Below are 25,040 nucleotides of genomic sequence, written 5' to 3' on the forward strand. Positions count from 1 at the left end.
AACGCCCCTGCATCTCGATTCGAAGTGCGAATCGTGATGCAGGGACGCCTGCGTTTTGGGCTAAAACCGCTTTGTGTCTCAGCCTCATTTTTTTAGCAGAGATCAGTGTTTTGCGTGGGTCTCAAGGTAGGCCAGCGCGCTATCGTAATCAGGTTCATTGGTTTGTTCTAAAATCAGCTCACGGTAAACGACTTTGCCCTCGGGATCGGTGATCCAGACACTGCGGGCGTCCGTGTTATTGGTCGCCACATACAGGCCCATCGCTTTGCCGAAACTGCCGTCCACATCTGAAAGCAGGTGCATATTCTTCACGCCTTCGTTGGCGCACCAGTCGTTTTGTTGGGCAGTGGTGTTGGTGGAAATGGTGTAGAAGTTAATACCGTCGAACCGGTCGGCGGCCTGGTTAAAGTTTTTGGTGGAAATGCTGCAGACGCGCGTGTCAATGTCTGGCACCACCGAAATCAGGCTGTAGCGGCCCTTGAGGTGGGACTGGTCAAACGGCGTCTCAGCGGCAGTGGTCACGTTGAACTGTGGCAGTACGTGTCCAATCAATGGTGGCTGGCCGTTTGTCTCTTGTGCTTCGCCATGACGAGTGATTTGCATGATGTAGCCTCCTTTTGCAATCTACCCCCAGTGTAGCATATCCACTTCAGTTTGGCAGGCCCTGCGAGTGGCCGACAGACGGGGCGTCTTGCTACAATTATCGTGTACCAGTGGGTAATCTGATAAGGAGGGGGACATCATGGGCCAAACAGTTATTGTCTATTCGTCGCAGACCGGCTTCACACAGGGATACGCGCTGTGGATCGCGCGGGTGCTGCACTGTGAAGTGCTTGATGTCGCGTTTGTCACCCCGGATGACCTGATCCACACGCGGCTGGTGATTTACGGCGCGCACGCCACCAAGCGCGGCGGCGTGGCCGGCTTTCGGCCTTTCTACCAGCAGTATCAGTTGGCGCTGCCGCATCAGCTGATCGTTTTTGGCACGGGCCTTCTGCCGCCGACCCAAATTGATCTGCAGCAGTTGCGCCAGCACACATTTCGCAGCTGTCACACGCAGCCGCAGCTGTTTTACTTTGACGGCGAAATGAACCCCGACACCATGCCGCTGCGCATCAAGCTGCCGTACTACTCGCAAAAACGCAAGCTCAAGGAAAAGCCCCCGGCTGGCGGCGTTGGGGCGGTGCGGCCGCTGCTTGACGAGGTGGCCAGGCTGGAGGCCAGCGGGGCAATTTAGCGCTGGCAAAAAAAGTTTTGCTGTGTGGGCACTCCGGAAGCGGCCGGCAGGTGGCTGGAAAATTTGGTACACTAAAGCCAAACGAAACCCGGAGGTAACTATGACAATCGATAACAACCAGCTGGTGACCCGCTACTACAACTTGAAGGCAAAAAACGCCGATTTGTTCAAGGCTGTCACGGACTACGTAGACGCTCAGGTCGCGGCGGTTTACACGCAGTTGAGCGACCATTTTGTCGACACCATTATCATCGACTTAGATGAGTTGATGGCCATTGCGGCTAAAACCGCGCCGCAGTTGGATCCGGCCGAGCTTGAAATTGCGGTGACCAACAATGTGCATAAGCACCTCGACGCCTTGGGGCTGTTCGTGGTCCCACAACCATACAGCGACGAGAACACCGTGGTCGCTAAGCTCAATTTCTTTAACCACAGCCGGTACTATTAAACTGGCTGAAGGCTGTTACCTGGAACTGCAGGTGACGGCCTTTTTAGCTCGGTCAAAAAATAATGTGACGCCGGCCCCTATTGTTCCCGCCAGTTCGCCTGGATATGGTACAAATAAGGGGAAGGGAGTGGTCCAGATGACAAAAGACCGGATCTTAGTGGCGTTTGATGGTTCTGCCGCCGGCGTCGCGGCGCTGGAAAAGGCGGTGGCAATCACCGACGTGGCCGACGCCAGCATCGACCTGCTGTATGTGATCGACACGCGCAGCTACCAGGTCGGCTTTTCTCAGCAGCCTGACGTGGACGGCACGATTTTGTACAACGCCGAAACGCGGGCGGAAATCGAGCTGGAAGAGCAGGCCAAGCCGCTGCGAGCGCGGGGCATCGAAGTGCGCACGCACCTGCGCTTTGGCAATCCGCGCACCGTGGTCGCGCTTGATGCGCCCAAAGATTATGCCAGCAGTCTCATCATCCTCGGCCGCTCCAGTAAGCGGCTGACCTCGCGCATGTTCATTGGATCGGTGGCCAGCTTCGTCACTGAAAACGCGCCGTGTGATGTGCTGATCGTCGCCAACCCCAACGCTTAGATAACTCAAAAGGCCATCGCAATTTTTCTTGCGATGGCCTTTTGCACGCTAGAAGCGCCAGTTGATTCTGGACAAGATGCGCCGTCCCAGAAATTCCTGAAGCAGCATGTATACCGGTAAGCTGGAGGCCAAAAGCGGCAGGTAAAATATGGCCCGTGACCAGTCCCACAGGTTCGCTAAAGCGAAGAGGTGGTTGGCCGCGAAGAAGGTCAGGAAGAACAGCCCCGCGACGAGCAGCACCATGGCCGCTTTGTACCGGTTGAACGGCCGCGCGACCAGCAGCACCACGTGGTACTCAATGACGCCGATCATGAACACCACCAATGTGGAGGTCAGGCCAAACGACCAGTTAAACACGTACTCAAAGCGTGTCAGCAGCAGCGTGTACAGGACGACTGCCAGTGCGGCCGGGGCAGCTACGGTCATCACCTTTTGCAGGAAGTGGCCGGTGACCCGCGTGAAGTTTGGCTCCAGGGTGAGGAAGAACGACGGAAGCGCCACGCAGATCGCCGACACCGGGGTCAGGTTGATTGGCGTGATTGGGTAATCCAGCGGTAAAAAGACGAAAATTGCCGTGAGAATCACCGAGAAAATCGTTTTGATCAGGTACATCGAGGCCACCCGCTCAATGTTGTTGATGACGCGGCGGCCTTCGTTGAGCACACCGGTCATGGCATCGAAGTTTGAGTCCAGCAAGGTGAAGTCCGCAATCGACTTGGCGGCCTCAGCGCCGCTGGCCATCGCAATCGCGCAGTCAGACTGGCGCAAGGCCGGCACGTCGTTGACGCCATCGCCGGTCATCGCGACAGTGTGGCCGTCTTGCTGCAGCGCGGCGATCAGCTGCTTTTTCTGCGGCGGCGTTACGCGGCCAAAAACGGTGTACTGCTCGGCAAGGGAGGTAAAATCCGTGTCGTCAGGGACAGTGCTCATATCGATGGCGCGGTCTGCGTGCGGCAGCGCTGCTTGCTGTGCCACGTTGGCGACGGTCAGCGGGTTATCACCGGAGATGACTTTCAGGGTCACGTCCTGGGTGCCGAAGAATGCGAGGGTCTCGGCCGCAGCGGGACGGACCTCGTCGGCAATGGTGATAAAGCCCAGCAGGCGCACCTGTTGCAGAGGCGGCTGAAGGCCTTGGTCGGTTGCCGCAACCGCCAGGACCCGAAAACCGGCCTGCGTGGCTTTTTCAATTCGGCGCCGACTGGCTTCAGGCAGGCTGGCACCGAAGATAAATTCGGGTGCGCCCATCAGCAGGCTGTGCCCGTCCGCAAACGTGGCCCCGGACCACTTGCGTGAAGAGGAGAAGGGAACGGTGCTGACAGTGGTCACACTCGGGGCTTGCGGCCACGCCTGTTTGATGGCCAGCGCCGTTTCGTTGTCATCGTTTAGCGCGTAAGTCACCGCCGAGGCCGCGGCACTGACGGTGTCCTCGGTTTCACCCGCTTCGGGATAGACGCCGGCGACGCGGAGCTGGCCAGACGTGATCGTGCCGGTTTTGTCTAGGCAAAGCACATCGACGCGGGCCAGCGCCTCGATTGCTGGCAGCGCGCTGACGAGCACGCGCTTGCGGCCCAAGTTCATGGATGAAACCGCCAGCGCGACATTGGTCAGCAGCACTAGGCCCTCGGGAATCATGCCGATCATCGCGGCCGCGGTGGACAGGATGGCCCGGTTGTAATTGCCGCGGCGGATCATGGCGACGGTGAAGTAGACCGCGCCCAGTGGGATCAGCACGTAAGTCAGGATTTGAATGATGCGGTTGATGGTGGCGAGCAGCTGGCTCTGGGGATGCCGCGCGGTCTTGGCCGAATCCGTAATTTTGGCGGCGAACGTGGCTTGGCCAACCGCAGTGGCCTGCATCAGCACTTGCCCGGCCACGATGAAGCTGCCTGACAGCAGGGCATCGCCCGTGCGCTTATCGATGGCGTTGGCTTCGCCGGTCAAGGGGCTTTCGTCGACCTCGACGCCGGCGGTTTGTCGGACCTTGCCGTCGACGGGAATTTGGTCGCCGCGGTGCAGCTGGATCAAATCACCCAGCACAAGCTTTTCCTGCGGGATGGCAACTAATTGGCCCTCGCGCATGACCTGGGCCGGGGTTTCGGCCAGGATCGTCATTTTATCGAGTTGCCGCTTCGCGCGCAGTTCCTGGAAGGTCCCAATGGCGGTGTTGATGATGGCAACGAACAGAAACAGCAAGTTGGCGTAGCTGCCCGTCGTGGCAATCAGCACCCCAAGGGCCAGGTTGACGAAGTTGAACAGGGTCAGCGTGTTGCGCTTGATGATGGCGCTGGGGGAGCGGGTCAAACTGACCGGCTTGGTGTTGTGCTCGCCGGCCGCGATTTTTTTTCTTTCACTTGCTGGCTGGTCAGCCCGGTTAAGGGCGTGGGTTCAAAAGCCATTGAGCCACTTCCTTCCTTTTCTCTATTTTACCGAATTGGGGCCAAGTCGACGGTGAATTACCCTTGCTTAAGAGATTTTTATCGCGCGCAAAAAGGTGCATAATTGATTGCAGAGGAGTTGATGATCAATGAAAACAGCACCAAACGGGACCCATTTTGTGACGTTGGCGAACGGCTACCACCTGTGGACGCAGACGCGCGGCCAAGGCGAGATTCAGCTGATGACGCTGCACGGCGGCCCGGGTGGCACGAACGAAGTGTTTGAAAACTTCGCCGAGCGCCTGGCCCCGTATGGCGTGCAAGTCACGCGCTACGATCAGCTGGGTTCTTGGTACTCGGATCAGCCCGACTGGACCGACCCGGCCGTTCGGGAAAAATTCTTGAACATTCCTTATTACGTGGATGAGGTCGAGGAAGTCCGCAAGCAGCTGGGGCTGGATCACTTTTACCTGCTCGGCCAAAGCTGGGGCGGGGTGCTCGCCATCGAGTACGCCCTGAAGTACGGTGCCCACCTGAAGGGGTTGATCCTCAGCTCGATGATCGACAACTTGGCCGAGTACATTGATCACATTAACGCCATTCGCGAGAAAATGTTTTCGCCGGCCCAGGTGGCTTACATGAAGCACATCGAAGCTGATCATGCTTTTGACGATCCGAAGTACCAGCAGCTGGTCGCCGAGTTGGGCGAGCATTACCTGCATCATGCCGCCGACCCGCAGCCGCGCCATCTGATTTCGACCATGGCCACAGCAGTGTACAACTACTTCCAGGGCGACAATGAGTTCGTTATGGTGGGCGCACTGAAGGATTGGGACCGGCGTGCGGATATCGGTAAGATCACGGTGCCGACGTACTTGACGTTTGGCGGCCACGAAACCATGCCGCTGGCGGCGGCTCAGCGCATGCAAAAAGCCATTCCGCACGCAACGCTGCACATCACCCCGAATGCTGGCCACGGCCAGATGCTCGACAACCCGGTGGATTACTTCCAGCACCTGGGTGAGTGGCTGGCGGCGCAAAATCGCTAGGCGGCATGACTGTTAAAATAGTCAGGCGTTAGCGGTTACATTTAGCGGCGAGATTGGTATGATGGACTCAGGAGGCGATGCACATGTTCAAGGACACCAAGGCACTTGTGAACAAACTTGCAGATACCGCGTCAGAACCGTTGCACACGTTTGATAACACGATCAAAGAAAATCCTGATCTGGTGGTCCCGCTGGCTGTCATTCACGTGGTGCCGATCGCACTGATGATCATTGGCACCACCCAAGTGATCTTGGCCCACCAGAAGCTGAAGGCCGAAAAAGAACGGACCAAGCAGGCTAAGCTGCGCGCGATGATGCCGCACCACGGCCCACACTGCGGCCGGCACCACGGTCCCAAGCCACCGATGAAACTGATGGCGCATCACGAACTGCCAACTGAATAAGCCTGATAAAGCCGTCTTTGCGCTTGCAAGCGGCTTTTTTGGTGCCTGCGCGCAGTTAAATTGCCAAGTGGGCGGATTTGCGCGACAATAAATCTACTATTACAATTTTTGGGCGGAGGCACAGTATGGCAACTATTTACGTACGTAAAGGCACAGAGGCAGATATTCCGGCAATCATGGGGATCATCGATGACGCGCGGGCATTCCTGCATGCCCAGCACATCAACCAGTGGCAGGGCACGTACCCGGACCAGCCCGCGGTCGAAGCCGACATTCAAAAGGGGACCAACCGGCTGCTAATGGTCGATGACTTAGTGGCCGGCAATGCCAGCCTGCTGGAAGGACCCGACCCGTTCTACGGCAAAATTGATGGCGCCGGTTGGCAGGGCAATGCACCGTACATGATGATCCACCGCTTCGCTGTTTCGGCCAAGATTCGCGGTCAGCACCTCAGCAAGTTCTTCATGTCGAATCTCATCACCGAGGCTTACGGCAGGGGGTTCCGCGACCTGCGCATTGACACGCACGCGCAGAACCAGATCATGCAGCACGTCATTTTAGGCAACGGGTTTACTTACCGCGGCGTCGTGTACTTGGACGAACCCGTGCCGGAGCGCAACGCTTACCAGCTACTACTGCCGTAATAAGGAGGACATATGGGCTATTTGGGGACACTGGCGCTGATCCTGTTTGCCACGCTGATTTTAAGCCATTTTAGTCTACAGCTCGGGATCCCGGCGGTGATCGGCGAGCTGCTTGCCGGCATCCTGTTTGGCCCCGCGTGCTCAACTGGATCCATCCCAGCACCATGATCAGCGAGTTCTCGGAAATCGGGGTGGTGCTGCTGATGTTCATCGCCGGCCTAGAAAGTGACCTCACGTTGCTGAAAAAGTATTTTCGGCCTGGGGTGCTGGTGGCGGTGATCGGCGTCATTGTCCCGGTCGTGACCATCTTCGTGTTTGCCGAGCTGTGGGGCTTCTCGTTTGTTGCCGCCGCTTTTCTGGGCATTACCTACGCCGCAACGTCGGTTTCGATTTCGGTGGAGGTGCTCAAGGAACTGGATGCCTTAGATAGCAAAAGCGGCGCCACAATTTTGGGCGCTGCGGTGGTCGACGACATCCTGACGGTGATCATTCTGAGCGTGGCCGTCAGCGTGTTCGGCACCGGCAACGCCAAGAGCACGGCCCCGTTGTGGCTGACGCTGCTGGAGGAAGTCGTTTACTTCGGGCTGATTTTCCTGGTGGTCAAGTGGCTGGCACCGTTTGTGATGCACCTCGCGGAGCGCCTGCTGCCCAGCTCGTCGGTGACGATTGGGTCACTGCTGTTGTGCTTGGGCATGGCCTACCTGGCGGATTTGTTCGGCCTGTCCGCGGTCATCGGCGCCTTTTTTGCCGGGGTCGCCGTCAGCGAAACCAAGTACCGCGCCGAGGTGGACAAGGCGCTTGAGTCCATCGGGTACGCCGTATTCATTCCCGTGTTCTTTGTTTCAATCGGCATGAACATGCGCCTGGACAGCATCGGCCGGGATTTCTGGTTCATTCTCATCATGACCGTGTTGGCGCTTTTGACCAAGTGGGTCGGCTGCGGCGCCGGGGCGAAGCTATCTGGGATGTCCTGGCACGAGGCCAATATCATTGGTGCGGGGATGGTCAGCAGGGGTGAGATGGCGCTGATTGTTGCCCAAATTGGCTTTGACGCAAATTTGCTGCACCGCGATTTTTATTCCAGCGTGATCATTGTCATCATTTTGACCACTCTGATTGCGCCATTCATGCTGAAAGATGCTTTGAACCGTCACCGTGCACAGGAGGAAAATGCTTGAAGACTCTGTTTTTTGACTTAGACGGCACCATTGCCGATTCTCAGGAAGGAATCATCAATAGTATTCATTACATGATTCAAAAACAGCACCTGCCGCTGCTTGATGACGACACTTACCGCCAGTTCATCGGCCCGTCGCTGGGCAGTAGCCTTAACAAATACTATCCGGCGCTGTCGGCGGCCGAGGTCGACCAAACGATTCAGTATTATCACGAGTTTTACCTGGCAAAAGGCATTTTTCAACAGACGCTTTACCCCGGGATTTTGGACGCCTTGGACCGGTTGCTGCACGCGGGGTACCAGTTGAATATTGCGTCGGCGAAGCCCGAACCGATGGTGACCCAAATTGCCGAGCGCTTTGCTGAACCGCTACTTTACTGGGCTGTACGGCGCCACGATGGACGAGCGGGAGCGCTCCTCCAAAACAGCGGTACTGGAATACGCACTACAGGAAAGTGGTGCGGACCGCCAGCAGTCGTTGATGATTGGCGACCGTGACACTGATATGATCGGTGGGGCCAACAACCACGTCAAAACGCTGGGGGTGACGTACGGCTTCGGCGATTTGGCCGAATTGCGTCAGGCCCACGCCACTGCTGTGATCGCTGCACCGGCCGAACTGCCTAGCGGGGTGGCCGCGCTTTTGTAACAGAATTGGGTTTGCGTCTGTCACATTGCGGGCAGGCGCTTTTTTTTGCGTTTTTGAGGCAAAAAATTGAATTTTGACCCAGTTATGCGACATTTTCATGACAATAAGACAAATTTACGATTAATCGTAACATTCCTGTGGCTTCCCTGTGACCTTAAGTCGTTAACATGGTAAATGTTGAATTGTTACTGGACGAACATATAGGAGTGAACAATTATCAAAAACTCACATTTAGCATGGCTCTTCACAACGGCAGCAGCACTAAGCACAGCAGTGGTCATGGGCCACGCCAATACCACTGATGCGGCTACCACCGATGAGTACGTGGTTAAAGCGGGTGACACCCTGTCTGCGATTGCCGCAGCCATCAACACAAACGCCGACAAGCTGGCTGTCGCCAATCAGTTGGCGAATAAGAACCTGATCCACGTCGGCCAGGTCCTGACTGTGACGAAGGCTCCAGCCAAGCCAGCCGCGCCTAAGACTTACACCGTTAAGGCCGGCGACACGCTGTCGGACATTGCGTCCAGCACTGGTGTTAGTCAGTCAAATCTGATCAGCTTCAACAACATTCAAAATCCTAACCTGCTGATTGTGGGCCAGGTCCTGAAGCTGACTGGGACCGCTGCTTCTTCAACCAGTGCCCCTGCCGCGAGAACAACCACGCAGGCGGCGCAACCGCAGCCTCGCACGGCCACGGTGTCAAAGACCTACAGCGCACCTCGCACCACGCCGCGGGCAACCAGTTATTCTAGCTCTGCCACTGGCAGTGAAGCCGCCGCTAAGGCCGCCATTGCCCAGCGTGAATCCGGTGGTTCATACGGCGCGCGCAACGGCCAGTATATTGGCAAGTATCAGCTCAGCAATTCATACCTGCACGGCGATTACTCTGCCGCAAATCAGGAACGCGTCGCTGATCAGTACGTGGCCAGCCGTTACGGCAGCTGGTCCAACGCCTTGGCGCACTCCAACGCGTACGGCTGGTACTAAGCTTAATTTGCCACTTAAGTTGACACCGAAACCGGTTATGGGTTTCGGTGTTTTTGCTGCCAAGATAAAAGACGCGATCCCAGCAGTTAGCGAGATCGCGTCTTTTGCGTTTAATGTTGCGTCTGATGAAGTTGATTCTCGGCGTCTTGCAGCATGGTGAGCAGCGCAAGCAGCTTATCCTCGCCGAGAATTTGGACCCACTGGTCGAAGGCCGCATTGGAGGCCTTGGTGGCCTCGGCCTCGATGCGCTTGCCAAGGGGCGTGAGCTGGAGAATGCGGCGCCTGTGGTCGTCCTTGGCAGTGGTTTGGGAGACGTAACCCAGGTCGCGCAGGACTCGGAGCTGCCGGGCAATTGCCGGTTTGGTCACCTTGCGCCGTTTGACGATGTCAGTTAGCGTCGTGGCCTCGTTGTTGGCAAGGTCGGTCATTATCTGGTATTGTTCAAACGATAGCTTAAAGTCTTCCAGCGGGCGGGAAAGATCCGCCTCAACGTGCTTGATCAGACCAAAGTAAATGTCGATGAAGCCGGCGCGTAACGCTTTTTCGTTCATGGGTTGGTGCCTCCTCCGTATCATTACCATAAGTCTAACGTAAATTGCATTGTTCGCCAACCATTATCGCTGGAAAATTTGATCGATTGGAGACCCATAATGAAACGCAAATGGACAATTCTCTTGAGCAGCCTCGGGATGGTCATTGTTGCTGCGATGGCCGGTGCGTCGCTATACTTCTACAACTATGCCTTTGTTCCCAGCCGCAAAACTTTTCTCAGTAACAAGACTGAGCCGGCAGTGGCGCAGGCACAGAACTGGCTGCACCGCATCAATAAGCAAACTTGGAGAGAAACGGCCGCTGGCTCGAACCTGCAACTGGTTGCCGACTGGGTCCCCGCAACACAGGCGACCGCCAAAACGATTGTCGTCGCCCATGGCTACATGAATACTAAGGAGGACATGGCGCGCCAGATCGAATTCTTTCATGAAGCGGGCTTCAACGTTCTGGCGCCGGATGACCGCGGCCATGGCCAGTCGCAAGGCAATTACATTGGGTATGGCTACGCGGACCGGCTGGACTACCTGAAGTGGATCAACCGGGTGATCCGGCGCGTGGGCCCCAACAGTCAAATCGGTTTTTACGGCGTCTCGATGGGTGGGGCAACGGTGATGTATCTGAGCGGTGAAAAATTGCCCAAGCAGGTGGTCGCCATTGTTGAGGACTGCGGTTACACCAGTATCATGGACGAGCTGGCGGCCCAGGGCCGGGAACTGTTTTCCCTGCCGCGCTACCCGTTGATTCCCGCGGTGGCGCTGACGGCAAGCGTTAAGGCCGGTACAACGTGTTTGCCGCCTCGACTATCGCCGCGCTGAACCACAACAGTCGGCCCATCTTTTTCATCCACGGGGCCAAGGACACCTTCGTGCCAACCAGCATGGTGCATCGTGAATACGCCGCCGATCATAGCGAGAAAAAGCTCTGGATCGTGCCCAAAGCCGGGCATGCCCAGAGTCTGAAAATGCAACCGCAGCGTTACCAGGCGCGCGTGGTGGGCTGGTTCAATGCTCACTGGCGTTAAGCGTCAGCCTGGGCGACTTTGACTAGGATGGCGTAAATGCGGCTGGCGTCTTTATCGGTGCCGCGCAGCTCGTAGTCGGCCAGGAACGGAACATTAAATTCCTTGCAGTATTCTTTGGCCGTCAGGCAGTACTGCTCGTTAAAGTTGCGATTGCCCGAGCCGATAATGCCGCGGCACCACGCGGCGTTGCCGGGTTCGCGCAGGTAGTCGCCCATCGCCGTGGTCATCAGCTCGTGAAAGCCGTTGTCAATCCCGTTGCCGCCGTCCAAGTACGTGGGGATCATCACAAAGTAAGGCGCCGTTTCGCCTTCGTTTTGGGTGGCGTCGGAGACCTCCTCCAAATGGATCAGTGGTTGTTCCGCGTTTGCCTGGTGCTGCGTTTTGGCGTATTCGGCAAGATGGTTGGCGAACGCTCTGGTATTGCCGGAAATGGAGATGTATAAGAGGTTGATCACAGTCAGGCTCCTTTGTTAATTTCGCTATGCGTCTAATGTAACACGAATCGAACCCAACGGGTAGTGGCGGCGGACCACTGTGAACACTATATGTGGTCCGACATTGACCGGCCGACTTCGGTATAATGGTCGTGGAGGGACATTTATGGCACGAAATCGGTACACGGCGGTCAGTCGCGGCTGGCTGATGCTTTTTGGCTTAATCTACTGCGTGGTGCTCGTCATTTTTGGCGTGGGACTAGGGTTTGCGATGACGTTTGGCAACACGGATAAAATGATCCAGGCCGTCACCAACCGGCAGAGCTTGACCAACCTGCAGGAGACGATGAACAAAAGCGCCCTGAAACAGGCGGCCAAGGCCGGCGTTGATTTGCCCCAAACGACGCAGCTGATCGATCCGCAGGCGCTCAAGCACGGGCTGGAAACCGGGCTCGCCATCAGCGCCAACTTCGGCGACGTGCCGGCTCACAGCAAATGGGTCGACCCGGCGTACATTAACAAGGCTGACCCCAGCAACATGACCCTGGAGCCGCTGCTCAAGCCCCTGAACCAGCGGCTGGCGGTCGCGGCCAAGCACGTTGATCCTAAGTATTCCGGTGAGGTGCGCGTGTCCGTTGAAAAGGCCATCGCCGCGCACTACAACGAAATGATTCTCGACACGATGATGATGCACGGGGTCGGCATCGCGTACCCAATGATGGTGCTGATTTGTCAAACCGCGGCCATCGTCGGGGCAATTTTAGGAGTCATTGTCTTAACGGTGATGCGGATTTGTTCGCATTCCTGGGAGCGCTGGCTGCGCGTGACCGGCCGCCTGACTTACAGCATTGCCATCCTGGCCGGGCTGGGTGCGCTGGTCGCTTCAATTCCCGCGCTTGCGCAGTACATTCGCCTTGGTGGGATCAGTCAGATTGTCATCGAGCAGATTCAGGCGGCGGCCGCGCCGACCTGGCGCATCTTGGCAGGCGTGATATTGATCATCGGGATCGCGATGTCGATCGCGGCGGCAATCATGCGCATGACCGCCCGCCGGCGTGCAGAAGAAGTGGCAAAAAAAATTAGAAAACGCTGTTGACACGATGAAAAAAACGGGGCTAGTATGGCCCTAAAGTTGATTTCTACTATGTGCTTTGCGGAGAAGAGTAGTCATTGCGCGGCGATTTAGAGAACCCGGCCGGTGTAAAAGGGTGCGTCGCAAGTTGACGAAGATGAGCTCCAAATAGCTGCTTCACGGTTCACGCCGTGGGGCCGGGTGCAACCGTTACATTGCCGGGTATCAACAGGTATCTAGAGGCGAAGCTTTTTCGCAAACAAGGGTGGCACCGCGATCAATCGCCCCTTGGTCTAACTGAACGTTGGATCAAGGGGCGTTTTTTTGCGCGCGGTTAGAAATCAACTTGCGATGAAAGACTGTTGCAAAGGGGGAAACAAGATGAAGAAATGGGTCAGGCCTTTGCTGGTCCTAGCCGCCGGACTGACAGTGCTGCTAGCTGGTTGCGTTCAGCAGCACCACGCGCAAGCAACTGGCAGCGCAGACAAAGTGATCAAGGTGGGCTCAGTTGGATCAGATGTCGCGGCTTGGCAGCACATCGCCAAGAGTCAGGCGGCTAAGCAGTTAGGGTTAAAAATTCAAGTGCAGTCCTTCAGCGATGGGGTGCAGTTGAATCGCGCCACGCAGGAAGGTGAGATTGACGTCAATGCGTTCCAGTCGTGGGATTACTTCAAGAGTTTCAACCGGACCCAGGCCAAGGGTAAACGACTGGTCGCCTTAGGGACGACCTACATGGAGCCCACCGGGATCTATTCGCAAAAGATCAAGTCCCTGAAGGCGATTCCCCATGGCGCAACGGTCGGTATCGCGAACAACCCGGCAAACGAGTCGCGGCAGTTGTTACTGCTTCAACAGGCGGGATTGATCAAGCTCAAAAAAGGTTCAACGCGCTTGGCACCATTAAAGACGTGACGAAAAATCCGTTGGGGTTGCAGTTCAAAGAAATCGACGATACGACTGGGCCACGCGTGATGAAGGACTTGGACTTGGTGCTGATCAATAACACCATTGCCTTCCAAGGCGGCTTGAATGTTCTGAAAGACTCGTTGTACCATGAGAAGGTTGACAAGACCACTAAGGGCAACGTCAATATTTTGGCCACCCGCGCCAGCCAAAAGGACAACAAGCAGTACCAGAAGTTAGTCACCTTGTTCCGCAAGCCAGCCATCCAGTCTTGGTTGAAGCAAAAGTTTGATGGCACCAAAGTTGAGGTCAAAGAACCGATCAGTGAGCTCGAGTGACTGTTCTAAAAATATTAGGAGGCATTATTTATGGCTAAAGTTGAAAGTTTCACGTTGGATCACACGAAGGTCAAGGCACCCTATGTCCGTTTGATTACTGAGGAGCACGGCCAAAAAGGCGACACAATTTCGAACTACGATTTGCGCCTCGTGCAGCCGAACACGGCCGCAATCGATACGGCGGGTCTGCACACCATCGAGCACCTGCTGGCCAGTCTGCTGCGCGACCGCATGGACGGCGTTATCGACTGCTCGCCGTTCGGCTGCCGCACCGGGTTCCATCTGATCACCTGGGGCGAGCACAGCACGACGGAAGTGGCCAAGGCCCTGAAGTCCAGTCTGGAAGCCATCGCGAACGACGTGACCTGGGACGATGTGCCAGGCACGACCATCAAGTCCTGCGGCAACTACAAGGATCACAGCCTCTTTTCCGCCAAGGAATGGGCGAAGCTGATCCTCAGCCGCGGCATCTCCGACGATCCGTTCGAGCGCCACGAAGTTTAACAGCCAGTTGTTATCGTGCAGACGTCACCGTTCGCGGTGGCGCCATTTTTTTTATCCCGGACTGTAAGCGCTTAATACTTTTTACGAAAATGAGCATATGATTAATTAATCGTAGTATAATGAGAAAAATTCTTAGTTTTTGGGGCACGCGGTCAGTGGGGGAAGTACGATGACACATTTGGTGGGGCTGGAATGGAAGAAGCAACCTTGGCAGCGGGGACTGGTCGGCCTGTTGCTGGATTTATTGGTGTTGTTTGTGTCGTTGCGGCAATGGCAGTCGGCGCCGCTCTTACTTCGTGATGCGAGCTGGCCTCAGCTTTCAGTTGGCGGTGGCATCGCAGTGCTGCTGACTTGGACCGTCGGAATCTTGGCCGTAGCCTGGTTATGGCTAAGCCTCGGTCAAAGGAGGCGGCTGCAATGAGCCGACAAATTCGCTTTGAGTGGCTGCGCGTGGTGCGCGACTGGGGCTGGCTGGGCTTCGCGCTCGTGTTCGCCTTACTTCTCATGTGGCCCAACACCGCGCGCCTGGCGCCAAGCAGTGGTTACGACGTGGAAGTGCCGGCACTCCAAGAACTGATGAAGGCGGATACCAAGCTGCAGAAGAAGGCACCGGACAAAGCCGATGCAAAAGGGGCCCGGCCGACTCAGGAGGACCTGCGCAAGGAGCAAGACCAGCTTTATGCGCTGACTTCGGCCATTGAGAACCAGGCGTCGCCATGGCGCCTCACTCAGCTGATGTACCGCCTGCGCCGGTCGATGGTGGCGCAGATCAAGGCCGGCCGGGTCTATGTCGACACCGGTGGCACACCGATAGACGTACTGCCGGCCCGAGAAGACTATGCGGTACTAAAAATCTTGATTGAACGCCATCAAGTTTTTATGCCGGCGGCCGCGACTAATCTGCCGGCTAGCCTGGCCCTTGCGCGCACGCTACAGCGCGGGGTGCCAGCACTTTGGCTGCTGCTGTTTATCGCGGTGTGGAGCAGTTACTATCTGATTTGGGATAAGCGCAGCCGCGTCGGTGAGGTCACGGCGCTGGTGCCAGTGCGGCAGGAAACGATCCTTTTGGCCAAGCAACTGGTTTATTGGTTTATCGCCGCTGTGACCACGATTGCCGTGTTCGCACTGGCGCTGGTGATTCCTGTGCTCACCAGTGGCTTTGGGGATGTGCGCTATCCGCTGGCCTTTGCCCCGGCGGGCCAAGCCGTCCAAGTGATGACGCCGGCCGGTTTGTGCTACTGTTTTTGCTCAGCATTTTGGCGCTATTGGCTTCATGGCGGCAGTGAACAGTTTGCTGCAGCAGTTCATCCGCAATTACTTTGTGGTGTTACTGCTGCTCGCGGGGTTGTGCGTTTTTGGCCCAACGCTTCAGCTTGGCCCCTGGGCGCCGTTCCCGTACCTGGACCCCGCAGCGACTCTGTTGCCTCAAGGGACCGTGGGGATTCTTGCCCCGGGCTGGGGGCCGCTGATCCTGGCCGGCTGGGCGGCAGTGCTGGGCGGTTTGAGCTTGATTGTTGCGACGCGGCGACAACGACTATAGAAGGAGAACGCGATGAAACAACAAAAATGGGAGTGGCTGCTCGCCCTAAAGCGGCCCACGATCTGGCTGATTCCGCTGGTGATGACGATGCTTTTCTTAATGCCGATGCTGCGCGGTCGATGGTGGCCCGAGGCACTCCCGCTGCCATCCTGCGCGACGATGCCATCACCGTGATGGAATCGCGCGATTTAGCGACGATCCGGCGCGTGATTAAAGCCGGCCCCAAGGCGCCGCCCACGGTCATGAACTACCAGCAGGCCAAGAAGCTCTTGCCGTTGGCGGAAAAAGTGACCGCGGCGGTCAACGCGGGCGATCGGGTCGCCTATCCCAAGGCAGTGGCCGCCTTTTTCGCCGCTACTGACATGCGCGCCCCCAAGTACGAGTACCTTGCAGCGCATCACGTCCCGTTCTATGATTTTGTTGATACCCAGACGCCGTTCACCAATTATCTCCTGAACCAAGTGATGTATTTTGGTAACAGCACGTACATCGTGCTGGCGCTTGCGGTGCTGGTCGCCTTCTTGACCACCATGGGGCGCGGCAAACGTGACGAGTTCGCCGCCCTTCTGCCCATGCGCGCGAATCGGGTGCTGCTCAATCAGCAGGTGGTCATCGGCCTGACCACGTTTGGCATGGTGCTGCTGGCATTGATGCTGATGGCGGTGCCCGTCATCGCGCGGGGTGGGATGGGCTCGTGGCAGACCGCATTCTTCTCGGGCTCTGGGGTCGACTTTAAAGCTGATACGCGTGCCATCATCGTGCCGGTACTCAAGGCGCTGGCCTTCTACCTGCTGGGCCTGCTTGCGGTGAGCTTGATGCTGACGGGGCTGGCGCTGCTGCTCAAGCAGTGGCACGCCAATTTGATCACCACTGTGCTCGCCTTGGCCGCCGTGGTCATGCTGCCGAGCCGGACTGTCATGCAGTGGCTGCCGTCCCTTTCAGGGGTGTTGCAGGTTCTGCCTGGCAGTCACACCGACATCAGTTGGATGCTAATGGATAGTCAGGAGACCTATCCTGCCGGGCCATTCGGTGGCCAGGGCTTGTTGGGACTAACGGTGCTATTCGCCTGGGCGGCGGTCTTCCTGATTGCCGGCCACGTTGTCGTCTACCGGCGCCAGGCCGCGTGAAAGGAGTGAGTCTCTTGCTTGAAGTGAAAAACCTTTCCTTTAATTATGGTAAGCAGCCGATCCTCGATGACCTGAGCTTTACGATCGAGGCGGGCACCATCGTTGGCCTCGTGGCCCCGAACGGCACCGGGAAAAGCACTTTGTTGCGCAATGTGACCGGGTTGCTGCGTCCTAAGCACGGTACTGTCAGTCTGCTTGGCCACGATTCCTGGCACGACCGGCAGGAGTTTTTGAAGCACCTCTTTTTCCTAGAGGATTCCACTAGGCTATACGAGGGTCTCAATCCCAACGAGCTGTTTGGCTACGTGAAGGACGTGTGGGGCGGGCAGCTATCGGTCGACCGTGTCGTCAAGGTGCTGCGTATGGACAAGTACCGCAAGAAGCGGGTGGCCAGCATGTCGCTGGGCATGAAGCAGCATGTGCTGCTGGGGATGTACCTGATTTCCGGCGCCGACCTTCTGCTGTTTGACGAGCCACTGAACGGCCTAGATCCAACCAGCATCGAGCTGTTCACGCGCGTCTTTTCGCAACTGAAGGGGCAGGGTAAGAGCATCCTGATGTCCTCGCATCAGCTGGGTAACGTGACCACGATGGCCGATAGCGTGATGTTCCTGAAGGACGCTCACCTCCAGACCTTCCAGACGGCGGCCATCGATCTGCAGCAGAAGTACGATGAGCTCTTCGCCGTGGATGAGAAGCTGCTCGAACCTTAGAGTAAACAAAAAGCCCAGCGATTTTGCCGGGCTTTTATGATACTGAAATTAATTTTGTTCTTGGCTGCCGAGAAACTTATCCAGCGCAACCGCCACGCCATCATGCGCCAGGTCGACGGTGTGGAACTTGGTGGCGGCCTTCACCTGGTCGTTGGCGTTGCCCATGGCGATGCCGTAGTGCACGGTTTTTAACATTTCCAGGTCATTGGAGCCGTCGCCGAACGCCATGGTGCGCGCCAGCGGCTGGTTGAGCTCTCGGCACACGCGCATGATTGCCGTGGCCTTGTTGACGCCGTGAGCCGTGATTTCGATGTTGTCGATATTGGAACTTGAGGCATCCACATCGGGCAGGGCGTTCATCTCGACGCGAGCGCGGGCGATTTTTTTCCAGGTCGGGGTCGATGGCGATGGCGTTGATAATCTTGCCACTGTTTGCCCGCAGCTGTTCGAGAGTGTCGATGGCCACGTATTTGTGGGGGTCTTCGCCGGCGATGCGGTTTTTGCCGTCAGCGGAGACGGCGGCAGGCAGTGGCGTTAAGTAAAGTACTTTTTCGAGCGTGAAAAGTACTGCGGCAGTTGGTACTTCTTGGCGACTCGCCAAATCCCCTCCAGTGCATTAGTCGATAGGTGCTGGGCCTCGACCTTGCCGCCAATGCGCGTGACCGTGCCGTTGGAGCAGATAATGTCCAGGTCCGGACCGATGCGGTCGGCCATCATGGTGGCGGAAAACAGCGGCCGGCCGGAGGCGATGAAGAAGCGGTGCCCCTGCGCGCGGTATTTGGCGATGGTCTCGACAACGCGCTTGCTGGGATACTGCTTTCGCCAACGAGCGTCCCATCGATATCCATGAAAACAGTGTAAGGTGACATGAGTGACCTTCCTTTAACAATTGTTGTGGGTACAAATCTAAGCGGTTTCATTATACTAAAGTCCAGTGCGATTGGCGCGGTTCAAACGCAATGCCACCGGTGCGAGCCAGGAAGAATCGCGCGTGGGGCAATCGCATTCGTCCTCATTTTTTTAAAGGCAAGGCGATACCAACCACGGAAACCCTTTTTTTCACCTCGGTCTAGGTGTGCCAGCACCCTAGATTATTTTTGTGTTACAGGATGTTGTCGACGGATCCCACCAGGTAATTTAAAAACATTTGTGAGCGCATGGACAATCCGGTAGACGGGCGATGCGGATGTGGCAGTCGACGGGAATGCTTGTTATCGATTGCTGCGCCATCAATTGTGCCACATGATATTGTGAGACATTTCGCTTGAAAAATCACTGCTCAACATGCATTAATGAGTGAGTACTCACATTACATTGCCTGGAGGATAAGATGACGAAAGTTAAAATCGTGTACGCAAGTTTGACTGGTAATAATGAAGCCATTGCCGACTATTTAAAAACGCAATTGGAGGCACGGGGCGCTGACGTTGACGTCGAAGAAATGAGTCAGGCGCTGGCCGACGATTTAGCCGACTATGACGTCGCTGTGGTGGCGTCGTATACCTACTCTGGGGTGACCGATGGCGAATTGCCTGAAGAAGCATGGATTTCTACGAAGACCTAGAGGAACTCGAACTGCCGGACCTCAAGTATGCGGTGTGCGGAAGCGGTGATTCAACTTATGACCAGTTCTGCACAGCCGTCGATCTATTTACCGCAGCGTTTGAACAAACCGGGGCCAAGCAGGTCGCGTCGTCAGTCAAAATCGATCTTGAGCCCGACGCGGCAGATTTTGCCCAACTTGATCAGGTCGTCAGTGCGATTGTTGCGCTGTAGTCACGGAAAATGAGGTAGTCGAATGCCAAAAGAGTCGTATGTTGCAGGGATCGACGTCGGGTCGACCACGGTCAAACTGGTCATCATGAATGCCCAGCACGAAACGATTTTTGCGCGGTACGAGCGCCATTACTCGGACGTCAAGGCGGCCAGTGCCCGTGTGCTGAAGGAAGCAATGACCGAGCTTGACCCGCAGACGGTGGTGCAGTGCACGATCACCGGTTCCGGCGGGATTGGGCTGGCGCATTTGCTGCAGCTGAAGTTTATCCAAGAGGTCATCGCCTGCACCAAGACGGTAGAAACGTTGATCCCGGAAACCGATGTGGCCATTGAACTGGGCGGCGAAGACGCGAAAATCACGTTCTTTGGCGCCAGCTTGGAACAGCGGATGAATGGCTCATGCGCCGGCGGTACCGGTGCGTTCATTGACCAAATGGCGACGCTGCTGAAAACCGACGCCAATGTCTGAACGACATGGCCAAGGACGCGACCAAAATCTACCCGATCGCCAGCCGCTGCGGGGTGTTTGCCAAAACCGACGTGCAGCCGCTGATCAACGACGGCGCGGCGAAGGCCGACATCGCGGCCAGCATTTTTCAGGCAGTGGTCAACCAAACCATTTCCGGGTTGGCGGCGGGCCATAAAATCCGCGGCCACGTGGCGTTTCTTGGCGGGCCGCTGTACTTCATGGACCAGCTGCGGGTGCGCTTCATTGAGACGCTGAACCTGACGCCGGACGAAGTCATTTTTCCCGCCGATCCCCAGCTGTTTGTGGCGAAAGGCGCGGCACTGTACGCCAATGACCAACCGCAGGTCACGCTGGCGACGTTATTAGACCGCCTCGAAAATGGGGATGACTCGGCGATGAAGCCGGCGCATTCCCTGCCGCCGCTGTTTAAAGACGACCAAGAGCTGGCGGCGTTCCGCAAGCGTCACGCCAAGGCTCAAGTGGCCACGCGTGATTTGGCCAGCTATCGCGGCACCGCGTTTCTTGGGATTGACGCGGGTTCGACGACCACCAAGGTGGCGCTGATTTCCGAAGACGACAAGCTGCTTTACACCTATTACGACTCCAATGACGGCGATCCGCTGGCGAAAACCAAGCAAATTATGCGCGATATGACCGCAAAACTCCCGGCCGGGGTCACCATTGGCAAGGTCGCCGTGACTGGGTACGGCGAGCATTTGATCAAAAACGCGTTGAATGTGGACATCGGTGAGGTGGAAACCGTCGCCCACTACAAGGCCGCGCGGTATTTTGAGCCGGATGTCGATTTTATCCTCGACATCGGCGGTCAGGACATGAAGGCGATGACCGTCAGTCATGAGGCTCTTTCAACGATTAAGTTGAACGAGGCCTGCTCCAGCGGCTGCGGGTCGTTTTTAGAGACTTTTGCGACGAGTTTGAACTACGACATTCGCGACTTTGCCCAGGCGGCACTGCTGGCCAAGCACCCGAGCGACCTGGGTAGTCGCTGCACGGTCTTCATGAACTCGAAGGTCAAGCAGGTGCAAAAAGAAGGCGCGACGATCGGTGACATTGCCGCCGGCCTGAGCATGTCGATTATCAAAAACGCCCTGTTTAAGGTCATTAAAATGCGGCGCGTCGAGGACATGGGGCAGCACATTGTTTGCCAAGGCGGTACTTTTTACAACGAGGCGGTGCTGCGCGCGTTTGAGCAGATCGCCGGCGTTGAGGTGGTGCGGCCGAACATTGCCGGACTGATGGGTGCGTACGGGGTGGCCCTGATTGCCCAAGAAAATTACCAGGCCGGCGATCAGACCACGATGCTGGACGTTGCCGCCATGGATGACCTCAGTTTCAACAAGGAATACATGCACTGCGGCGGCTGTGAGAACAATTGCGCGCTGACCATTACCGTGTTTAACGACGGCCGCCGGTTTGTCACCGGCAACCGGTGCGAGCGCGGCGAGGCGCGCGGCTTAAGCTGCGCGTGCCGAAGTCCAACGGTAAGGTCAACCTGGTGCAGGAAAAGTATCAGCGCCTGTTTGCGTACCGGCCGCTGCGCCGCAAGCTGGCGACTCGCGGCACGCTGGGGATGCCGCGGGTGTTGAACATGTACGAGAACTACCCGCTGTGGCAGACCTTTTTCACCAAGCTTGGCATCCGGGCGGAATTGTCGCCCAAGGGTAGCCAGAAGCAGTACGAAAAAGGCATGGAAACCATTCCCAGCGACACGGTGTGCTACCCGGCCAAGCAGGTGCATGGGCACATTCAGGCGCTGATCGATCGCGGCTGCAAGCGGATCTTCTACCCGGCCGTGGTTTACGAAGTGAACGAGGATAAAACCGCCCAGAATCATTTTAACTGCCCGATTGTCCAGTCTTACCCGGCGGTGATCGCCAATAACGTGGACGAAATCGTGAACGGCAGTGTCGATTACCGTTCGCCTTATTTGAACCTAGCCGATCGTAAGGGAACCGCGAAGAATCTATACGAGTGCTTCAAGGACCTCGGCGTCACCAAGGCGGAAGTTGCAGAGGCACTGGATGCAGGGTTTGCCGAACTTGAACACTTCAAACAGGTGACGCGAGACCGCGGCGAAGACACCCTGCGCATGATTCAGGAAACCGGCGAACACGGCATCGTGCTGGCAGGGCGCCCTTATCACTTGGATCCGGAAGTCAATCACGGCATTTCGCAGCTGATGACGGCCGAAGGGTTCCATGTGCTGACGGAAGATTCGATCGCGCACCTCGGCGATGTGAAGGGTTTGCGAGTGGTCAACCAGTGGATGTACCACTCACGCCTATACGCCGCGGCGGAAATCGCGGCGAAATTCCCCCAGCTGGAGTTCGTGCAACTGAATTCCTTCGGGTGCGGCATTGATGCCATCGACAGCGATCAAATCGAAGAAATCATGACCCAGCATAACCGCCTCTACACTTGCCTGAAAATCGATGAAGGCACTAACATGGGTGCGATTCGGATTCGTCTGCGCTCCCTGAAGGCGGCGGTGCGTGAGCGCGAAACGCGGCGCATTCGCCCACAGGTGCTGGCAGAAGCACCGGCGCCGGTCAACTACACCCCGCAGATGCAACAGCAGGGCTACACGCTGCTGCTGCCGATGATGTCACCGATTCATCAGCAGGGGCTGGTGGATGTCGCCTTGCAGGCGTCAGGCTACAACGTGGTGAACCTGCCTGCAGATGACCGTGCCGCCGTTGACGTCGGCCAGCGCTTCGTCAACAACGATGCCTGCTATCCGGCCATCATTTCGATTGGGCAAATGCTGGAGGCGCTGCAAAGCGGTAAGTATGACCTGAACAAAACTGCCGTGATGATGACGCAAACCGGCGGCGGGTGTCGCGCGACGAACTACATTCCGCTGATTCGCAAGGCGCTGGCGGACGCCGGCTTCCCGCAAATTCCGGTGGTGTCACTGTCGCTGGGCAACCAAGGGGTCGAAGAAACTCCAGGCTTCAGCTTCACTCTGCACTGCTGAAACGGGTGGCGATTGCCTTTTTGTACGGGGACCTGTTTGAGCGCGTGGTGTACCGCACGCGGCCGTATGAAAAAGTGCCTGGAACGATCGACCACATGCACGCCGGCTGGCTGAAGCTGGTGCGGCCGTCGATCGAAGCGGGGAATTTCAAGGCGTTCAAGCACAACGTGGCCGAAATCGTGCGTGATTTTGACACCGTGCCGCTCAAGGCAGGGCGTAAGCCGCGCGTGGGGGTTGTCGGCGAGATTCTGGTCAAGTACTCGCCCATCGCGAATAACGACGTGGTCCACCTGCTGGAACGTGAAGGCGCGGAAGTCGTCGTGCCGGACATCGTCGGTTTCATGAATTACTCGCTGTACAACCAGCTGTACCGTTATGATCACCTGGGGGCCAGCGCAAAAGCAAAATGGTTCGCCAAGTTTGCCATGCAGCTGATCGACTGGTGCGAAAAGCCGCTGCAGCAGGCCTTGACCGCCTCTGAACGGTTTGACGGCATCGAGGCCATTGATGCCATCGCCGATGACGCTAGCAAGGTGCTCAGTCTGGGCAACCAAACGGGTGAAGGGTGGTTCCTGACTGGCGAGATGATCGAGCTGCTCAAGCACGGCACGCCCAACATTATCTGTATGCAGCCGTTTGGGTGCCTGCCGAACCACGTGGTCGGCAAGGGCATGGTCAAGGAGCTGCGGCGCCGTTTTCCTGGCGCCAACATTGCCCCGATCGATTACGATCCTGGCACCAGCGTTGTGAACCAGCTCAACCGCATCCGCCTCATGCTGGCCACTGCCAAGAAGCAGGCGCTGGCTCAGGCGCAGTAGGAGGAATCATGACAGAACAAGAAATCGTGGCCCCGTGCAGCGTTGCGAGTACTGTTGGCGAGTTATCGGCAAAACAGCAGGCAGTGCTTCAGGCCAGCCTCACCTTGTTTGCCCAAAAGGGGTTTGCCAACACCACGACCTTAGACATTGCGCGCGCCGCGCATGTTGCCGAAGGCACGGTCCTGAAACGGTTCAAGACGAAGGAAGGCATTCTGCGAGTGATTCTGACGCCGCTGGAAGCGCAGATTTTGCCACAGGCGACCGATGCGTTTTTGACGGATCTCGCGACACACACCGAGTTATCGTTTGCCGAGTTGCTCTCCTACGCCGTGGCAAACCGCCTGAGCTTTGCGATGGCAAACCGTGAGGCGCTGCGGGTGATGGGGCAGGAAATCAGCAAGCACCCGGAAATTCTCACGCGGCTGACGGCACGGTTGCAGGATCTGATCGAGCAGCGCCTGGATGCGATCCTGAATCATTTTCGCCAGAGCGGCGAGTTGAACGATTGGCCGACGATGCGGATCGTGCGCAGCGTCTCCGGTCTGGCGCTGGGCTATGTCATGCCGAATATCATGCTGTCTGAGGAGTCACTGGATGTGGAGCAAACCACGGCAGAAATTGTTGCGACGCTACTGCCGGCATTCACCGGCGGCCAGGCGTAACCGTAGACAAAAAAATCTCGCGCCGTTTGGATGCGGCTGCGATAATCCCTTTGTGGTTGTCAGATGAAATATCATAATTCATCTGACAATCATGGAGGGATATTTGTATGCCTAGATCAAGGTACACAGCAGAGGAGAAGTTAGCTCTTCTGGAGGAATTCAGACAGTCAGGTCTTGGAGCCACGACATTTGAGCGTCAACACAGTCTGGGTCATTGTCTGCTAGCTCGATGGCAGAAGCGATATGAGCGTGATGGTCTTGAAGGCCTCAGTGAAGCTAGGAAGAATAAGCACTATACATCATCGCTCAAACTGGCAGCGGTGTTGGCTTATCAAGCTGGTGAAGGTACGTTGACTGAACTGACCATGCGTTTCGGTCTTCGCTCGTCGGCACAACTCCGCAGATGGCTTTCCAAGTATAATGAGGACAAGACTTTGACGGCATCGCCGTTCAGAAAGCAGGTCCCCACTATGAGTCGGAAAACAACATTCGAAGAGCGAATTGAAGTGGTCAGTATGTGACTAAGTATAAGCACTCCTACAGCGAAGCTGCGG

General features: G+C 56.7%; 20 protein-coding genes and 7 pseudogenes. 21 read left to right on the forward strand and 6 right to left on the reverse strand.

The features are described 5' to 3' along the window. Window positions 1-102: 102 nt before the first annotated feature. Complete coding sequence (locus tag JCM13995_RS04360) at window positions 103-603, reverse strand: thiol peroxidase (protein WP_054662889.1); 501 nt, start codon at window positions 601-603, stop codon at window positions 103-105. Between the two features lie 139 nt (window positions 604-742). Here JCM13995_RS04360 and JCM13995_RS04365 point away from each other — a divergent pair, with 139 nt between their 5' ends. The 3 genes from JCM13995_RS04365 to JCM13995_RS14880 all read left to right on the forward strand — a co-directional run bounded on the left by JCM13995_RS04365 (window position 743) and on the right by JCM13995_RS14880 (window position 2,271). Beyond that, a complete protein-coding gene (locus JCM13995_RS04365; protein WP_054662892.1) occupies window positions 743-1,237 on the forward strand; it encodes a flavodoxin domain-containing protein in 495 nt (164 codons plus the stop codon). A gap of 100 nt (window positions 1,238-1,337) precedes the next feature. Continuing rightward, on the forward strand, window positions 1,338-1,685 hold the full coding sequence (locus JCM13995_RS04370) for a hypothetical protein (protein ID WP_054662895.1): 348 nt from the start codon (window positions 1,338-1,340) through the stop codon (window positions 1,683-1,685). A gap of 136 nt (window positions 1,686-1,821) precedes the next feature. Next, complete coding sequence (locus JCM13995_RS14880; RefSeq protein ID WP_054662898.1) at window positions 1,822-2,271, forward strand: universal stress protein; 450 nt, start codon at window positions 1,822-1,824, stop codon at window positions 2,269-2,271. Between the two features lie 48 nt (window positions 2,272-2,319). Here the strand turns inward: JCM13995_RS14880 and JCM13995_RS04380 are convergent. Continuing rightward, window positions 2,320-4,667: pseudogene (locus JCM13995_RS04380) on the reverse strand (cation-translocating P-type ATPase). 128 nt (window positions 4,668-4,795) lie between these two features. Here JCM13995_RS04380 and JCM13995_RS04385 point away from each other — a divergent pair. The 7 genes and pseudogenes from JCM13995_RS04385 (at window position 4,796) to apf (ending at window position 9,559) form a co-directional block, all read left to right on the forward strand. Then, window positions 4,796-5,695 carry a proline iminopeptidase-family hydrolase gene (locus JCM13995_RS04385; RefSeq protein ID WP_054662901.1) on the forward strand — a complete coding sequence of 300 codons (900 nt, stop codon included), beginning with the start codon at window positions 4,796-4,798 and terminating at the stop codon, window positions 5,693-5,695. A gap of 83 nt (window positions 5,696-5,778) precedes the next feature. After that, entirely contained in the window at window positions 5,779-6,099 is a 321-nt protein-coding gene (locus tag JCM13995_RS04390; protein WP_054662904.1) for a hypothetical protein, read from the forward strand. 125 nt (window positions 6,100-6,224) lie between these two features. After that, window positions 6,225-6,743, forward strand: coding sequence for a GNAT family N-acetyltransferase (locus JCM13995_RS04395; protein ID WP_054662907.1), 519 nt, complete (start codon window positions 6,225-6,227; stop codon window positions 6,741-6,743). Between the two features lie 12 nt (window positions 6,744-6,755). Beyond that, window positions 6,756-7,921, forward strand: a pseudogene (locus JCM13995_RS04400) (cation:proton antiporter). Continuing rightward, window positions 7,918-8,418 carry an HAD hydrolase-like protein gene (locus JCM13995_RS04405; protein WP_263849561.1) on the forward strand — a complete coding sequence of 167 codons (501 nt, stop codon included), beginning with the start codon at window positions 7,918-7,920 and terminating at the stop codon, window positions 8,416-8,418. Before JCM13995_RS04400 ends, JCM13995_RS04405 begins: the two are co-directional and overlap by 4 nt. Next, window positions 8,318-8,569, forward strand: a complete 252-nt coding sequence (locus tag JCM13995_RS16730; RefSeq protein WP_263849562.1) for an HAD hydrolase-like protein — start codon at window positions 8,318-8,320, stop codon at window positions 8,567-8,569. Before JCM13995_RS04405 ends, JCM13995_RS16730 begins: the two co-directional genes overlap by 101 nt. Window positions 8,570-8,848: 279 nt before the next feature. Continuing rightward, window positions 8,849-9,559: an aggregation-promoting factor gene (gene apf, locus JCM13995_RS04410; RefSeq protein WP_054662910.1), complete on the forward strand. Its 711-nt coding sequence runs from the start codon at window positions 8,849-8,851 to the stop codon at window positions 9,557-9,559. A 110-nt stretch (window positions 9,560-9,669) separates the two neighbouring features. Here the strand turns inward: apf and JCM13995_RS04415 are convergent, their stop codons facing one another. Further along, complete coding sequence (locus tag JCM13995_RS04415) at window positions 9,670-10,110, reverse strand: MarR family winged helix-turn-helix transcriptional regulator (protein WP_054662913.1); 441 nt, start codon at window positions 10,108-10,110, stop codon at window positions 9,670-9,672. 99 nt (window positions 10,111-10,209) lie between these two features. On the opposite strand from JCM13995_RS04415, the pseudogene JCM13995_RS04420 reads away from it, so the two are divergent. Further along, a pseudogene (locus JCM13995_RS04420) lies at window positions 10,210-11,132 on the forward strand (alpha/beta hydrolase). Here the strand turns inward: JCM13995_RS04420 and nrdI are convergent. Next, the gene (nrdI, locus tag JCM13995_RS04425) at window positions 11,129-11,593 is read right to left on the reverse strand and encodes a class Ib ribonucleoside-diphosphate reductase assembly flavoprotein NrdI (protein ID WP_054662916.1); all 465 of its coding nucleotides are present in this window, start codon (window positions 11,591-11,593) and stop codon (window positions 11,129-11,131) included. The pseudogene JCM13995_RS04420 and the gene nrdI overlap by 4 nt on opposite strands. Before the next feature lie 139 nt (window positions 11,594-11,732). Here nrdI and JCM13995_RS04430 point away from each other — a divergent pair, with 139 nt between their 5' ends. The 6 genes and pseudogenes from JCM13995_RS04430 (at window position 11,733) to JCM13995_RS04455 (ending at window position 17,763) form a co-directional block, all read left to right on the forward strand. Next, window positions 11,733-12,662 carry a hypothetical protein gene (locus JCM13995_RS04430; RefSeq protein WP_054662919.1) on the forward strand — a complete coding sequence of 310 codons (930 nt, stop codon included), beginning with the start codon at window positions 11,733-11,735 and terminating at the stop codon, window positions 12,660-12,662. A gap of 357 nt (window positions 12,663-13,019) precedes the next feature. Further along, window positions 13,020-13,879 (forward strand): annotated as a pseudogene (locus tag JCM13995_RS04435) (MetQ/NlpA family ABC transporter substrate-binding protein). 30 nt (window positions 13,880-13,909) lie between these two features. After that, the gene (locus tag JCM13995_RS04440; protein WP_054662922.1) at window positions 13,910-14,383 is read left to right on the forward strand and encodes an S-ribosylhomocysteine lyase; all 474 of its coding nucleotides are present in this window, start codon (window positions 13,910-13,912) and stop codon (window positions 14,381-14,383) included. 169 nt (window positions 14,384-14,552) lie between these two features. Continuing rightward, window positions 14,553-14,804: a hypothetical protein gene (locus JCM13995_RS04445; protein WP_054662925.1), complete on the forward strand. Its 252-nt coding sequence runs from the start codon at window positions 14,553-14,555 to the stop codon at window positions 14,802-14,804. After that, complete coding sequence (locus JCM13995_RS04450; RefSeq protein WP_054662928.1) at window positions 14,801-17,050, forward strand: ABC transporter permease; 2,250 nt, start codon at window positions 14,801-14,803, stop codon at window positions 17,048-17,050. The genes JCM13995_RS04445 and JCM13995_RS04450 overlap by 4 nt, the downstream gene beginning before the upstream one ends. A 23-nt stretch (window positions 17,051-17,073) precedes the next feature. Continuing rightward, the gene (locus JCM13995_RS04455) at window positions 17,074-17,763 is read left to right on the forward strand and encodes an ABC transporter ATP-binding protein (protein ID WP_225350712.1); all 690 of its coding nucleotides are present in this window, start codon (window positions 17,074-17,076) and stop codon (window positions 17,761-17,763) included. A 48-nt stretch (window positions 17,764-17,811) separates the two neighbouring features. On the opposite strand, the gene JCM13995_RS04460 is transcribed toward JCM13995_RS04455, so the two are convergent. Further along, window positions 17,812-18,192 carry an HAD family hydrolase gene (locus JCM13995_RS04460; protein WP_156314317.1) on the reverse strand — a complete coding sequence of 127 codons (381 nt, stop codon included), beginning with the start codon at window positions 18,190-18,192 and terminating at the stop codon, window positions 17,812-17,814. A gap of 105 nt (window positions 18,193-18,297) precedes the next feature. Further along, a pseudogene (locus JCM13995_RS04465) lies at window positions 18,298-18,570 on the reverse strand (HAD family hydrolase); the annotation flags it as partial. A 523-nt stretch (window positions 18,571-19,093) separates the two neighbouring features. On the opposite strand from JCM13995_RS04465, the pseudogene JCM13995_RS04470 reads away from it, so the two are divergent. The 4 genes and pseudogenes from JCM13995_RS04470 to JCM13995_RS04485 all read left to right on the forward strand — a co-directional run bounded on the left by JCM13995_RS04470 (window position 19,094) and on the right by JCM13995_RS04485 (window position 25,007). Beyond that, window positions 19,094-19,539, forward strand: a pseudogene (locus tag JCM13995_RS04470) (flavodoxin). Between the two features lie 22 nt (window positions 19,540-19,561). Further along, window positions 19,562-23,824: pseudogene (locus tag JCM13995_RS04475) on the forward strand (acyl-CoA dehydratase activase-related protein). Window positions 23,825-23,832: 8 nt separating this feature from the next. Beyond that, window positions 23,833-24,486, forward strand: coding sequence for a TetR/AcrR family transcriptional regulator (locus JCM13995_RS04480; protein WP_054662939.1), 654 nt, complete (start codon window positions 23,833-23,835; stop codon window positions 24,484-24,486). Between the two features lie 107 nt (window positions 24,487-24,593). Then, complete coding sequence (locus tag JCM13995_RS04485) at window positions 24,594-25,007, forward strand: helix-turn-helix domain-containing protein (RefSeq protein ID WP_054662942.1); 414 nt, start codon at window positions 24,594-24,596, stop codon at window positions 25,005-25,007. Window positions 25,008-25,040: the final 33 nt, after the last annotated feature.

The organism is Lacticaseibacillus camelliae DSM 22697 = JCM 13995 (assembly GCF_001311195.1).
GTDB classification, from domain to species: Bacteria; Bacillota; Bacilli; order Lactobacillales; family Lactobacillaceae; genus Lacticaseibacillus; species Lacticaseibacillus camelliae.

What these genes read in the sequence shown, in the direction of transcription:
- JCM13995_RS04360 (WP_054662889.1), bottom strand. Translation starts at nt 603, where the DNA reads ATGCAAATCACTCGTCATGGCGAAGCACAAGAGACAAACGGCCAGCCA.
- JCM13995_RS04365 (WP_054662892.1), top strand. Translation starts at nt 743, where the DNA reads ATGGGCCAAACAGTTATTGTCTATTCGTCGCAGACCGGCTTCACACAG.
- JCM13995_RS04370 (WP_054662895.1), top strand. Translation starts at nt 1,338, where the DNA reads ATGACAATCGATAACAACCAGCTGGTGACCCGCTACTACAACTTGAAG.
- JCM13995_RS14880 (WP_054662898.1), top strand. Translation starts at nt 1,822, where the DNA reads ATGACAAAAGACCGGATCTTAGTGGCGTTTGATGGTTCTGCCGCCGGC.
- JCM13995_RS04385 (WP_054662901.1), top strand. Translation starts at nt 4,796, where the DNA reads ATGAAAACAGCACCAAACGGGACCCATTTTGTGACGTTGGCGAACGGC.
- JCM13995_RS04390 (WP_054662904.1), top strand. Translation starts at nt 5,779, where the DNA reads ATGTTCAAGGACACCAAGGCACTTGTGAACAAACTTGCAGATACCGCG.
- JCM13995_RS04395 (WP_054662907.1), top strand. Translation starts at nt 6,225, where the DNA reads ATGGCAACTATTTACGTACGTAAAGGCACAGAGGCAGATATTCCGGCA.
- JCM13995_RS16730 (WP_263849562.1), top strand. Translation starts at nt 8,318, where the DNA reads ATGGACGAGCGGGAGCGCTCCTCCAAAACAGCGGTACTGGAATACGCA.
- apf (WP_054662910.1), top strand. Translation starts at nt 8,849, where the DNA reads ATGGGCCACGCCAATACCACTGATGCGGCTACCACCGATGAGTACGTG.
- JCM13995_RS04415 (WP_054662913.1), bottom strand. Translation starts at nt 10,110, where the DNA reads ATGAACGAAAAAGCGTTACGCGCCGGCTTCATCGACATTTACTTTGGT.
- JCM13995_RS04430 (WP_054662919.1), top strand. Translation starts at nt 11,733, where the DNA reads ATGGCACGAAATCGGTACACGGCGGTCAGTCGCGGCTGGCTGATGCTT.
- JCM13995_RS04440 (WP_054662922.1), top strand. Translation starts at nt 13,910, where the DNA reads ATGGCTAAAGTTGAAAGTTTCACGTTGGATCACACGAAGGTCAAGGCA.
- JCM13995_RS04445 (WP_054662925.1), top strand. Translation starts at nt 14,553, where the DNA reads ATGACACATTTGGTGGGGCTGGAATGGAAGAAGCAACCTTGGCAGCGG.
- JCM13995_RS04450 (WP_054662928.1), top strand. Translation starts at nt 14,801, where the DNA reads ATGAGCCGACAAATTCGCTTTGAGTGGCTGCGCGTGGTGCGCGACTGG.
- JCM13995_RS04480 (WP_054662939.1), top strand. Translation starts at nt 23,833, where the DNA reads ATGACAGAACAAGAAATCGTGGCCCCGTGCAGCGTTGCGAGTACTGTT.
- JCM13995_RS04485 (WP_054662942.1), top strand. Translation starts at nt 24,594, where the DNA reads ATGCCTAGATCAAGGTACACAGCAGAGGAGAAGTTAGCTCTTCTGGAG.